Source organism: Saccharospirillum salsuginis (genome assembly GCF_014651855.1).
Taxonomy (GTDB): domain Bacteria; phylum Pseudomonadota; class Gammaproteobacteria; order Pseudomonadales; family Natronospirillaceae; genus Saccharospirillum; species Saccharospirillum salsuginis.
This window is the reverse complement of record NZ_BMXR01000002.1, coordinates 639,519-652,322: the sequence shown is the minus strand read 5'-3', so window position 1 is coordinate 652,322 and position 12,804 is coordinate 639,519. Positions and strand designations below refer to the sequence as shown.

At 58.0% G+C, this 12,804-nt stretch carries 12 protein-coding genes; 9 read left to right on the top strand and 3 right to left on the bottom strand.

Annotation, left to right across the window (positions count from 1 at the left end; all coding sequences use genetic code 11):
- Window positions 1-54: 54 nt before the first annotated feature.
- Entirely contained in the window at window positions 55-477 is a 423-nt protein-coding gene (locus IE111_RS05940; RefSeq protein ID WP_189607570.1) for an OsmC family protein, read from the bottom strand.
- A 376-nt stretch (window positions 478-853) separates the two neighbouring features.
- On the opposite strand from IE111_RS05940, the gene crp reads away from it, so the two are divergent.
- From crp to pyrF, 4 genes are all read left to right on the top strand, one after another.
- Window positions 854-1,504 carry a cAMP-activated global transcriptional regulator CRP gene (gene crp, locus IE111_RS05935; protein ID WP_189607569.1) on the top strand — a complete coding sequence of 217 codons (651 nt, stop codon included), beginning with the start codon at window positions 854-856 and terminating at the stop codon, window positions 1,502-1,504.
- A 210-nt stretch (window positions 1,505-1,714) separates the two neighbouring features.
- On the top strand, window positions 1,715-3,106 hold the full coding sequence (gene hemN, locus IE111_RS05930; RefSeq protein ID WP_189607568.1) for an oxygen-independent coproporphyrinogen III oxidase: 1,392 nt from the start codon (window positions 1,715-1,717) through the stop codon (window positions 3,104-3,106).
- A gap of 245 nt (window positions 3,107-3,351) precedes the next feature.
- Complete coding sequence (gene argA, locus IE111_RS05925) at window positions 3,352-4,623, top strand: amino-acid N-acetyltransferase (RefSeq protein ID WP_229805244.1); 1,272 nt, start codon at window positions 3,352-3,354, stop codon at window positions 4,621-4,623.
- Between the two features lie 32 nt (window positions 4,624-4,655).
- Window positions 4,656-5,471 (top strand): orotidine-5'-phosphate decarboxylase, encoded by an 816-nt coding sequence (gene pyrF, locus IE111_RS05920; RefSeq protein ID WP_189607567.1) that lies wholly within the window; start codon window positions 4,656-4,658, stop codon window positions 5,469-5,471.
- A gap of 64 nt (window positions 5,472-5,535) precedes the next feature.
- On the opposite strand, the gene msrA is transcribed toward pyrF, so the two are convergent.
- A complete protein-coding gene (gene msrA, locus IE111_RS05915) occupies window positions 5,536-6,156 on the bottom strand; it encodes a peptide-methionine (S)-S-oxide reductase MsrA (RefSeq protein ID WP_189607566.1) in 621 nt (206 codons plus the stop codon).
- Between the two features lie 108 nt (window positions 6,157-6,264).
- Between msrA and IE111_RS05910 the strand changes: the two genes are divergently transcribed.
- Window positions 6,265-6,654, top strand: a complete 390-nt coding sequence (locus IE111_RS05910) for a PilZ domain-containing protein (RefSeq protein WP_189607565.1) — start codon at window positions 6,265-6,267, stop codon at window positions 6,652-6,654.
- Here the strand turns inward: IE111_RS05910 and IE111_RS05905 are convergent.
- Window positions 6,632-6,856, bottom strand: coding sequence for a hypothetical protein (locus IE111_RS05905; protein ID WP_189607564.1), 225 nt, complete (start codon window positions 6,854-6,856; stop codon window positions 6,632-6,634). The two genes, IE111_RS05910 and IE111_RS05905, sit on opposite strands and share 23 nt — an antisense overlap.
- A 167-nt stretch (window positions 6,857-7,023) precedes the next feature.
- Here IE111_RS05905 and IE111_RS05900 point away from each other — a divergent pair, with 167 nt between their 5' ends.
- The 4 genes from IE111_RS05900 (at window position 7,024) to IE111_RS05885 (ending at window position 12,790) form a co-directional block, all read left to right on the top strand.
- On the top strand, window positions 7,024-8,724 hold the full coding sequence (locus IE111_RS05900; RefSeq protein ID WP_189607563.1) for a peptide ABC transporter substrate-binding protein: 1,701 nt from the start codon (window positions 7,024-7,026) through the stop codon (window positions 8,722-8,724).
- Between the two features lie 369 nt (window positions 8,725-9,093).
- Window positions 9,094-10,719: a peptide ABC transporter substrate-binding protein gene (locus IE111_RS05895; RefSeq protein WP_189607562.1), complete on the top strand. Its 1,626-nt coding sequence runs from the start codon at window positions 9,094-9,096 to the stop codon at window positions 10,717-10,719.
- 206 nt (window positions 10,720-10,925) lie between these two features.
- Window positions 10,926-11,849: an oligopeptide ABC transporter permease OppB gene (oppB, locus tag IE111_RS05890; protein ID WP_189607561.1), complete on the top strand. Its 924-nt coding sequence runs from the start codon at window positions 10,926-10,928 to the stop codon at window positions 11,847-11,849.
- 11 nt (window positions 11,850-11,860) lie between these two features.
- Window positions 11,861-12,790: an ABC transporter permease subunit gene (locus IE111_RS05885; protein ID WP_189607560.1), complete on the top strand. Its 930-nt coding sequence runs from the start codon at window positions 11,861-11,863 to the stop codon at window positions 12,788-12,790.
- Window positions 12,791-12,804 lie beyond the last annotated feature (14 nt).

Sequence of the window (12,804 nt, the reverse complement as noted above, 5' to 3'; positions counted from 1 at the left end):
ATGCGGATAGCGTCCGGCCATGCCCAGTGATTTTTGGGTGAATGGACGAGTTTCTCAATCCGCCTCGACGATCTCGAAACTGTGGCTGATTTCGACACCGCCACGCTCCAGCATCAATGAGGCGGAGCAATACTTCTCGGCGGACAGTTTGACGGCCCGCTCGACCTGGGACGGCTTCAGACTGTGACCGGTCACGACGAAGTGGATGTGAATCTTTGTGAAGACCGCCGGCACGCTGTCCGAGCGTTCCGCGTCGAGCTGGGCGACGCAATCAACCACGTCCTGGCGGCTCTTGCGCAGGATATTGACGACATCGTAGGACGTGCACCCGCCCAGGCCGCAGAGAATCAACTCCATCGGGCTTGGACCGCGACTGTCGCCACCCTCTTTGGCGGCGCCGTCGACAAAACCCCGATGACCACTATTGGATTCGTACGAAAAGGCCTTCTCTCCGGCCCACTGGATCTTGGCTTTCAATGCGGATTGACTCCTGTACAAGGGTGTTTATTTCGCTAGGATGAGGCTTAAAAGCCTTAAAACAACGGACATTGGGCCACAAAACGGGATCCAAGTCATACAAATCGGGCTCTGACGTAGCCAGAGCTTGGTGTATACCCCATAATGGCCGGATGCCTTGGTTATTTCGAGGGGCGAACATTCTGCCCCCAAGGCCAAAATTGATGTCTATACTCGCACAGGCGACGGTCAGTTTCCGCCCGGATGATAATCGGCCCAGGCAGGGCCACCCCGGGGACAGGATGCAGTCACTGGTCAGGCCGCTCGTCTGTCAAGGAGCCACCGGGTCGCGAATGTCGGGCCGGGGCACAAACGCTACACTGGAACGCTTACGATCATGGTCAATCAGTCAATCGAACATACGCATCTCGACTATTTTCTGTCGCAGTGCCACCGTCGTCGCTACCCGTCTAAAACCACCCTGATCTACGCGGGTGACAAAAGCGACTCGCTGTACTACATCATCAAGGGCACCGTCTCCGTCATCATCGAGGATGACGACGGTCGCGAGATGATCATGGCGTACCTCAACGCCGGCGATTTCTTTGGGGAGCTCGGCCTTTTCGACGCCATGGACTCCCGTTCCGCCTGGGTCAAAACCAAGACGGAATGCGAGGTGGCCGAAATCTCCTACACCAAGTTCCGGGAAATCACCCAGGACGACCCGCGCATCCTGTACTTCATCGGCGAACAGATGGCGACCCGTCTGCGCGCCACGACGCGCAAGGTCGGCGATCTGGCGTTCCTGGATGTGACCGGTCGCGTCGCCCGCACCCTGCTCGACCTGTGCCAGCAGCCGGATGCCATGACCCACCCCGAAGGCATGCAGATCAAGATCACCCGCCAGGAAATCGGTCGCATTGTCGGCTGTTCCCGCGAGATGGTCGGCCGTGTGCTGAAAAACCTGGAAGAACAGGGGCTGGTCAGCGTCAAGGGCAAGACCATGGTGGTGTACGGCTCGCGGGAATTCTTCCAGCAACAGCCGTAATCGGGTCGCAACACTGAAGCATGGAGAGTAGCGCACACCCGTGCGCGACCATGCTCCCACTCCGGGGCAATCCTTCCCGATTGTGTACGGCGCCACATGCCGATCGTGGTTCCCGCCGTCCCAAACTTTTGACCTGAGTCAGCATCCCGTCATTCCTGTTCCGGTAAGCTGCCATTCCAATCAGCAATACACCGGAACAGGTAACACCGAATGACCCCCTTCCAAGTCGATGACATTCGTTGGAACGATCGTCTGATTCGCAAGTACGACATCCAGGGACCGCGTTACACCTCCTACCCCACCGCCGTCCAGTTTCACGACATCGACCGGGAAGACGTTGAACGCCACTATGCCGAGCTCACCGGCCGCCAGGATCCGTTATCGCTCTATATCCACATCCCGTTCTGCCGGCACCTGTGCTACTACTGCGCCTGCACCAAGGTACTGGCCAAGAATCGCGACCGCGCCGACGACTATCTGGCGCGCCTGGGCACCGAAATGGCCCTCAGTGCCCGTCATTTCGGCACACGGCCGATCACTCAGCTGCACCTTGGCGGCGGTACCCCGACCTTTTTGACGACCAACCAGATGACCCGGATGCTCGACTGGTTGGAGATCTATTTCAATTGGGATCCGACCAATCCCGAAGGCGAATACTCCATCGAGCTCGATCCACGCGAAACCTCCGCGGACATGCTGTCCCTGTTGAGGCACCGCGGCTTCAACCGGGTCAGCTTCGGCATCCAGGACTTCAACGAAGCCACCCAGATCGCCGTCCATCGCGTCCAACCGCGAGAACTGGTCGAACCTCTGGTGCGCCAGGCCCAGGACCTCGCATTCGACTCGATCAACTTCGACCTGATTTACGGCCTGCCCTACCAGACCCTGACCACACTCGAAGACACCCTCGACACCGTCCTCGACCTCGGGCCTGACCGCATCAGCTTCTACAACTACGCCCACCTGCCCGACCGTTTCCCCTCGCAAAAGCGCATCGCCGCCCACGCCCTGCCCGGCCCCGAGGACAAGCTCGACCTCATGCGCTACGGCATCGAGCGGCTGCAGCAGGCCGGCTATCGTTACATCGGCATGGATCACTTCGCCCGCACCGACGACACCCTCAGCCAGGCCCTCGCCGAAGGCACCCTGCAACGCAATTTCCAGGGCTACTCCACCCAGGCCGAGACCGACATGCTGGCGCTCGGTATGTCCGGCATCAGCCAGATCGGCGGCGCCTTCCTGCAAAACACCGCCGACCTCGACACCTACGAAAGCCAACTGGATAACGGCCACTACGCCACCCACCGTGGGTTCTGGCTCAGCGACGACGACACCCTTCGCCGCGACGCCATCAGCCGCCTGGCCTGCCAGGGTCGACTGGACCTCGACGACCTGGGGCAACGCCACAACATCGTCGGCCCGGACTACTTCGCCAGCGAATGGGACCGGATGCAGGCATTCGAAGCCGATGGACTGGTAACGCTGGACAACCACACCATCAACGTCACCGCGACCGGCCGGTTGTTGCTGCGGCCGATTTTGATGGCCTTCGATGCGTACCTGGGGGATGTGCCGACATCGCGGTTTTCGAAGGTATTGTGAAAAGGGTTGATAGCAATATAACGAGTACCGGTTATCGGTGAGACCCTGGAAGGGACATCCGAGTCATGGATGGCGAGGCTAAGCGCCCAGGGATGGGTTCACAGCGGTCCCTGGAAGGGTCTCACCGATAATCGGTACGGACCACTGGCAAACACACCCGGATCAACCTCGAACCCAGCCCATACACTCTGGCTCCAAAACCCGCCTGAATCCTGTATCATGGCCGCCTGCACAGGAGGCCCGACTTGACCGACTTCGTATCCATCTTCCGCAACAGCGCACCCTACATCCACGCCTACCGGGGTAAAACCGCCGTCGTCTGGTTGCGAGGCAAGGTCCTGAGCCGATCCTCCGTGCATGCCCTGGTCAGCGACCTGGCCCTGCTCAACAGTCTCGGCCTCAAACTGATCGTCCTGTTCGATGCCGACGACCAGGTCGAAGACGTCCGTCTCAACGAAAACGCCGTCATCGACCCGAACACCATGGACACCATCCTCAACCGCATCGGCCACTGGCGCAGCCGGCTCGAAGCCCAGTTCACCCAGGGGCTGGCCAACTCGCCCATGCACGGCGCCCGCGTCCGAGTCATCGGCGGCAACTTCGTCACCGCCCGTCCGGAAGGCGTCGTCGACGGCATCGACCTCCAGGCACAGGGGCGTGTGCGTCGCATCGACCACCTTGCCATCCGCCAGCACCTCGACGACGGCAACATCGTCCTGCTGCCGCCACTCGGTTATTCGGTCACCGGCGAAGTCTTCTATCTCGCGCCGGATCACCTGATCATCGAAACCGCGCGCCGCCTCGACGCCGACAAAATCGTCATCGTCGGCGACGACCCGCATCCGATAACCGGCGGACAAAAAGAACTGACCGCCTTCGAACTCAGCCACTGCCTCGGGCAACAACCCAAGGACCATCCCGGCATGCGCGAACTCAATACCGCCCTGGCCGCGAGCGAGGCCGGCATCCCGCGCTGCCATGTCATCGACGGCCACCAGGACGGAGCCCTGTTGGGCGAATTGTTCACCCGGGACGGCGTCGGCACTCTGATCGCCCGCGACCGGTACGACACCTTCCGTGTCGCCCGAACCGATGACATCAACGGCATCCTGGCCCTGCTCGGTCCATTGGAAGACAAAGGCATACTGGTGCGTCGCAGTCGGGAAAAACTGGAAAACGAGATCGACCATTTTTACGTCAACGAACGCGATGGCATGATCATCGGCTGCGCCGCCCTCTATCCGATTCCGGAGACCGAACCGAGCGTGGCCGAACTGGCCTGCGTTGCCGTTCATCCGGATTATCGCCAGTCCGGTCGCGGCGACGCTCTGTTACGCGCGCTGGAAAAACGTGCCCGTGAACAGGCCGTGCGGCGGCTGTTCGTATTGACCACCCAGACCGCCCACTGGTTCGCCGAACGCGGCTTCGAGCAGGCACCGGTCGGCGAACTGCCGCCCCAACGGCAGGACCTCTACAACTTTCAACGGAATTCAAAGGTGTATTTCAAAACCTTGTAGCTCACCACCACAGACACTCGGGGAGACTCGCATTGACGTTTATCGAACAGCTCAGACAGCGCTGGCAGGCCGGCACCCAGGTGTGTGTCGGTCTGGACCCCTTCCTGGACCGGTTCCCGGCCCGATTCGAAGGCGATAATCTCGCCATCTTCCACTTCAACCGGGACATCATCGACGCCACGGCCGACCTGGTCTGCTGTTTCAAGCCCCAGTTCGCCCACTACGCCGCGGTTGAAGCCGAAGCCGAGCTCAAGGCCACCATTCGCTACATCAAGGACGTCCATCCGGACCTACCGGTCATTCTGGATTCCAAACGCGGCGACATCGGCTCCACCGCCGGCATGTACGCCCGTGAAGCCTTCGAACACTACGGCGCCGACGCCGTTACGGTGAATCCGTACATGGGGTCCGACACCGTACTGCCGTTCGCCGAGCACGCCGACAAGGGCGTCATTCTGTTGTGCCGCACCTCCAATCCCTCGGCCGCCGAGTTCCAGAACCTGGAAATCGACGGTGAACCGCTCTACATCCACGTCGCCCGACGCGCCCAGCAACACTGGAACGCCAACGGCAATATCAGCCTGGTGGTCGGCGCGACCGCACCGGAGGAAATGGCCCGAATACGCGACGTCGCCCCGGACTTGCCGTTCCTGGTACCGGGCATCGGCGCCCAGGGTGGCGACCTGGAAGGAACCGTACGCAACGGCCAGACAGCACCCGGTGAAGGCCTTATGATCAACTCATCGCGGGGTGTGCTGTACGCCAGTCAGGGCGAGGATTTTGCCGAGGCGGCGCGGGAAGAGGCTTTGAAATTGAGAGACCGGATTCGGGCGTTAAGTGGCGTGTAACCACATCCCCCCCCCTGTAGGTCGGATTAGCGCGCGGCGCGCAATCCGACAAACTGACTCTCCCTCAAAGAGGACAGACCGCCCCGGTTCCCTTCAACCCGCAATACCCCATCGGGTTCTTGTACAAGTATTGCTGATGATAGGTTTCGGCGAAATAAAACGTCGGCTTAGCCGCCAATTCGGTCGTGATCTCGCCCTTACCCTGCTTGCTTAACTCCTCCTGAAACCGCGCCGCGGTCTCGCGCGCGACCGCCAACTGCGCCTCATCCCCGTATATCGCCGATCGATACTGGGTGCCGATGTCGTTGCCCTGACGCATACCCTGGGTCGGGTCGTGGGCTTCCCAGAAGGACTTCAGTAACTTGGACAGCGGCACTTCATTCGGGTCGTACACAACCCGAACGATTTCGGTGTGACCTGTTTGACCACTGCAGACTTCTTCATAGGTCGGGTTCGGGGTCTGGCCCCCCGCGTAACCAACCGCCGTGTTCACCACGCCGGGCAGTTGCCAGAAATGCCGTTCGGCGCCCCAGAAGCAGCCCATGGCCAGCAGAATCTCCTCACATCCGGGAGGTGTCTCGCGCATGTCGATATCCAGCACGATGTTGTGATAGTCGATCGCCAGGGGTTCATCCCGGCCGGGCAACACCTGGTTGGGTGTCGGCATGTCGGTGGATCGTGCCATGGGTCGTCCTCCAGAGGTCGGAAACGGCGATTGAGCGCCGCCCGAATACGTTTGCAGCAAAGATGAGCGCACACTATAGTGATTTCAATGTCCGTTGGGGAGATCTTGATGAGAGACGATCAACGCCGCTTCCATCGCATCGAATTCGATGCCCGCATCCAGCTCGACCTGGCTGGCCAGAGCTTTCCCGGTATTTTGCGCGATATCAGCCTCAAAGGGGCGTTGGTGGTACTGGGCGATCTCGGCCAGCCGATCGAGGAAGGACAACAGGGCCGGCTCATCGTTCGTCTGGACGAGGGCTCGGTGGAAATGCAGATGGACGTCCAGGTGGCCTATTTTCACCCCGTCCGACACGCCTGTGGCCTGAACATTCAGACCATGGATGTGGACACCGCCTCCCACCTGCGCCGCCTGATCGAAGTAAATCTGGGCGATGAAGATGCCCTGCAACGTGAACTCAGTAACCTGATCGATGTCATGGAAGATGAACATGGCTGACCAAAATCGCACCAATACAGTGCACATCAACCTCAAACAGCACCGTTTCCGGCCAGGCCGTTGTTGAAAATCCTCCCTTAAAAGCGGCTATTTTCGCCGAAAATTCAGCAAACTGTGATCCACTCCTCTTTTTAATATAGACTCCCCGGCCAAGTTGTGTATTTTGAAAAACATCGTTGATGTTTCTGAATAGTTGTGCCAACTTCTTGCACTCGACCAAGGTGTCAGATTTTTAACATGGAGCTGACACCGGGTGGCACCCATTTTGCTCAGCGGGATACCGACAAATACACCTGGTGCCGGCCCAATGTATCGTTGCATCCGTCGTTCAACGTTTTAAGGCAATCGTGACAAGGGAGATCCCAATACATGAAACCACTGTCTGCCGATTGGCGTTTCACGCTAGCCGCAGCATTGATCTCTGCCGTGTCCATCGCCGGCTGCAGCCAAGGCGAGCAAGAGGCACAAAACCAGACACAGTCCCAATCCTCTTCCACCACTCAAGCCGAAGACAGAGCGCCGGAGAACACCCATCCGGTCACCGGTGAAGCGCTGGCCGAAGAACAGGTGTTCACCTACCGGGCACTGGATGAAGCATCCTCGCTCGACCCGCAACTGGTTGAGGATGTGGACGGCTCCTACATTGTTCGCGATCTGTTCGAGGGTCTGTTGAACACCGACGACCAGGGCAATCTGGTTCCCGGCGTGGCCCAACGCTACGAATCCGCCAACGAAAACCGGACCTGGACTTTTTATCTGCGCGAAGACGCCCAATGGTCGGACGGCAAGCCCGTTACCGCCGGAGACTTCGTGTATGCCTGGCGTCGCGCGGTCGATCCGGAACTGGCCTCACCCTACGCCTGGTACATGCAGTTGATGTCGATCGAAAACGCCGAAGGCATCATCAACGGAGAGGCCGAACCCGATACCCTGGGTGTGGAGGCTGTGGACGACTATACCCTCAAGGTGGAACTGACCCGTTCCATCCCCTACTTCCCCCAGATGGTCACTCACGCCACGACCTTTCCATCCCCGCAATGGGTGATCGAAGAGCACGGTGAAGAGTGGACCAAGCCGGGCAACCTCGTCGGTAACGGCGCTTTCACCCTGACCGAACACGTCATCAACGAGCGCCTGGTTCGCGAGCGTAACGAGCGTTACTGGGACAACGAAAGCAATCTGCTGGATCGTGTGGTAACACTGGTCATTAACGATGAGAACCAGGCTCTGAACCGCTATGACGCCGGCGAAGTGGACAAAACCGAAGTACCGGCCGGCCAGTACCCGAGGCTGGAGGAAGAACGGCCGGAGGAAACGCACATCATTCCGCGTCTGTGCACCTATTACTACAACTTCAACAACGAGGTTGAGCCTTTCGACGATGCCCGTGTCCGCCGTGCGCTGTCCTATGCCATCGACCGGAACATCATCGTCAACAACGTGCTTCAAGGGGGGCAATATCCGGCCTACACCTTCACTCCGGAGTTGACCGCGGGCTTCACACCGCCCGAGGTCGCGTTCGGTCAGATGACGCAGGAAGAACGTGACAACCGCGCTCGAGAATTGCTGACCGAAGCCGGTTATGGACCGGACAACCCGTTGAGCACCACCATCCTGTACAACACCTCCGAAGCCCACAAAAAGGTCGCCATCGCCATTCAGCAAATGTGGAAACAAAAACTGGGCGTTGAAACCACTTTGGAAAACCAGGAATGGAAAACCTTCCTCTCCACCCGCAGCGAGGGCAACTACGAGGTGGCCCGCGCCGGTTGGTGCGGCGACTATAACGAGGCGTCCACCTTTCTGGATCTGATGCAGTCGGAGTCCGGTTATAACGACGCCAATTACGAATCCGAGGAATACGACCAGCTGATCGAGCAGGCCAGAACCATGGCCGACCCGTCTTCGGTATACACCGAAATGGAAGAGCTGATCGCCGAGGACATGCCCAACGCGCCGATCTATCACTACACAGATGCGATTCTGCTCAAACCGTTTGTGAAGGGTTGGCCGTTCGAGGACGTACAACAGAACATTTACAGCAAGAATCTGTATATCGTCGAGCACTGAGTTGTCGCTCCGGTGGTCACCTCCGGGTGACCATCGAAGCGAGTGCTCGCCCCGGCGTATGTTCTGAAACAGGGAAAGCAACCGACTGGTTAACCTCCCGACCAGACATATCCGACCGGTTTGGTGACAGCCGTCAAGGCAGCCATTCCCAGGGTCTTTTTGACTTTGGAAACACGGGCCAGGGATGCCCGCTGTCACCCCCAGTACAACAGTAAACTTAGCGTTACACCCCTTTCGCGGGGGTGCTCGTTGATGTTCACTTCAAGGTAGGTAACTTACCCGTTGTGCTGTCTGACTGGAAACAGTCGAGTCCCAAACGTGGACTGAACACTGAGAACTAAAATAATGATTAAAAAAAGAGGGCTTACAATGAAAACTCTGCATAAAACCCTGGCTGCTACGCTGGTTTCCGCCTCTCTGATGGGCGCCTCCGGCATGGCATTGGCGGAAGACCGTCACCCTGAAACGGGCGAAATGCTTGCCGAAGAGCAAGTGTTCACCTACCGCGCTCTGGATGAATCCTCCTCTCTGGACCCGCAAGTTGTTGAAGATGTCGATGGTTCCTACATCGTCCGCGACCTCTTCGAAGGCTTGCTGAACTCCGACGAAGAGGGCAACCTGGTTCCCGGCGTCGCCGAGCGTTATGAATCCAACGAAGACAACACCGTCTGGACTTTCTACCTGCGTGAAGACGCCAAATGGTCGGATGGCGAACCGGTCACCGCTCAGGACTTCGTATACGCCTGGAAACGCGCCGTGGATCCGGAACTGGCGTCTCCGTACGCCTGGTACATGGGCTTGATGTCCATCGAGAACGGCGAAGCAATCATTGCCGGCGACGTGGACAAGTCCGAATTGGGCGTTGAAGCGATTGACGACTACACCTTCCGCGTCAACCTGTCCCGCTCCCTGACTTATTTCCCACAAATGGTTACGCACGCCACCACTTTCCCGTCACCCAAATGGGTTATTGAAGAGCACGGCGAAGAATGGACCAAGCCGGGCAACCTGGTTGGTAATGGCGCCTTCGTTCTGACCGAGCACGTTATCAACGAGCGCCTGGTGCGTGAGCGGAATGACCTGTACTGGGACAACGAAAACAACATGATGGACAAGGTCGTCACCTTGGTCATCAACGACGAGAACCAGGCCCTGAACCGCTACGATGCCGGTGAACTGGACAAGACCGATGTACCGGCCGGTCAGTACCCTCGCCTGGAGAAAGAAAGCCCGGATGAGGCTCACTCCATTCCTCAGCTGTGCACCTACTACTACAACTTCAACAACGACGTTGAACCGTTCGACGACGCTCGCGTCCGTCGCGCCCTGTCCTATGCCATCGATCGAGATGTCATCGTTAACAACGTTATGCAGGGTGGCCAGTTCCCGGCTTACACCTTCACCCCTGAGCTGACCGCTGGCTTCACACCGCCGGATGTCGCCTTCGGAGAGATGACCCAGGCCGAACGCGACGCCAAGGCCAAAGAATTGCTGGCCGAAGCGGGCTATGGTCCGAATAACCCTCTGGACACCACCATCCTGTACAACACCTCCGAAGGCCACAAGAAAGTCGCCATTGCGATTTCGGCCATGTGGAAGCAGAAGCTGGGTGTCAACGCCACCCTGGAAAACCAGGAATGGAAGACCTTCCTGTCCACACGCAGCGACGGTAACTTTGAAATCGCACGTGCCGGCTGGTGCGGCGACTACAACGAAGCCTCCACTTTCCTCGACCTGATGCATTCAGAATCCGGCTATAACGATGCCAACTATGTATCCGAGGAATACGATGCGATGTCCAAGGAAGCTCAAATGATGGACGATCCGAGTTCCGTCTACACCGAGATGGAAGAACTGATCGCCGTCGACATGCCGAACGCTCCGATCTATCACTACACCGAAGTGATGATGCTCAAGCCTTACGTCAAAGGCTGGCCTTTCGGAGATGTTCAGCAGAACGTCCAGAGCAAGAACTTGTACATCGTCGAGCACTAATCAACAACCTGACCGTTGTTTGATTCAAGCGGCCGCTTCGTGCGGCCGCTGCCTTTATAGGTCAACTGCCCACCCTGCCGTCATACCGGACCCTTATTGTTATTTCAGGTTTACGTAAAACAGACTGTTCGAAGGCTGTTTTATATTCGGTATAGAGTGACTGGGTCAGTAAGATACGCGGTCAAAATTTTGCAGGCTGAACCATCATGTTCAATTACATTTTGAGACGTATTGGCGTTGCGATTCCAACGTTGTTGGTGCTCGCCACCATTTCCTTTTATCTGATGTATACCGCTCCGGGTGGTCCTTTCACGTCGGAACGGCCTTTGCCGCCCGAGGTTATGGCAAACCTGGAAGCCAAATACGGCCTGGATAAACCACTGTATCAACAACTGGGTATTTATCTCTGGAACGTCGTCACGGATTTTGATTTCGGCCCGTCGTTCCGCTTTAAGGACCGGACAGTCAACGACCTGATCGAAACCGGCTTTCCGGTCACCCTGACCTACGGTTTTTGGGCGTTTATCTTCGCCGTCGTGATCGGGGTCAGTCTGGGGGCTATCGCCGCGATCAAGCACAATACGGCGGCCGACTATGCCGCCGTAAGTACCGCCATTGTCGGACAGGTGCTGCCCAATTTTGTGCTGGCGCCGATTCTGGTACTGGTGTTTGTTCTTTGGCTTGGCTGGCTTCCTGGTGGCGGCTGGCAAGGCGGCCAATGGCAATACATCATCCTGCCGGTGATCGCGTTGGGCACCAGTTTCCTCGCCAGCATCGCCCGGATTACCCGGTCGAGCATGCTGGAAGTACTGAATTCCAACTACATCCGAACCGCCAAAGCCAAGGGCATGCCCTTCCGCTACATCATCTGGCGTCATGCCTTGAAGCCGACCATGTTGCCGGTTGTGTCCTACCTCGGCCCAGCCTTCGTCGGCATGATCACCGGCTCGTTCATCATCGACAGCTACTTCGCCACGGGCGGTATCGGCGTGCATTTCATCAATGGCGCACTGAATCGCGACTACTCCGTCATCATGGGCTTCACCATTTTGCTCGGTGGTTTAACCATTCTGTTTAACCTGGTGGTGGACATTCTCTACGCCTGGATTGATCCCAAGATTCGTTACTAAGGTTGTCTGCAATGCTCACACACACAAACAAAAAGGTCAGCGAGCTGGCTGAAAATATGGCCAGTGAAACGGTCTCCGGCCGCAGCTTGTGGCAGGATGCCTTTCACCGATTCACGCGCAATAAAATGGCCATGGCGGGCCTTGTCGTTCTGGGGCTGATTTTCCTGTTCGCACTTACCGGCCCCTTTATTGCCGCCTGGAGCTACGACGATATTGACTGGGCCGTTATGGGTAATGCCGCCGAGTTGGGACAGCCCTCGTTCGAAACCGGACACTACTTCGGGACCGACGACCTGGGGCGCGACCTGTTCGCACGCACCGTCCAGGGCAGCCAGATTTCGCTGATGGTCGGTATCATTGGCGCATTCATCGCGATGGTAATCGGCACGTTGTATGGCGCGATCGCCGGCTACTACGGCGGGCGGCTGGACAACGCCATGATGCGTCTGGTCGATATCCTGATGTCCTTCCCCTACATGTTGTTCCTGATCATTCTGCTGGTGATCTTCGGTCGGTCGATCTTCCTGATTTTCGTTGGTATTGGCATCGTATCCTGGCTGGATATGGCGCGGATCGTTCGGGGTCAAACACTGTCCATTAAGCACAAGGAATTTGTGGAGGCGGCCATTGCCTCCGGGGTTCGACCCATGATCATCGTATTGCGACACATCGTGCCCAATTTGCTCGGCATCGTGGTGGTCTACGCCACCCTGCTGGTACCGCAAATGATCCTCACCGAGTCCTTTATTTCCTTCCTGGGCCTGGGTGTGCAGGAGCCGCAAACCTCCTGGGGCGCACTGATTTCCGAAGGCGCGGGCACTATGCGTTATGGCACCTTGTGGCAGTTGGCTTTCCCGCTGTTCTTCTTCATCGCCACCCTGCTGAGTTTTTTCTTTGTCGGCGACGGCCTGCGCGACGCGCTGGACCCGAAAGACCGCTAGTGACGGAGAGTCTG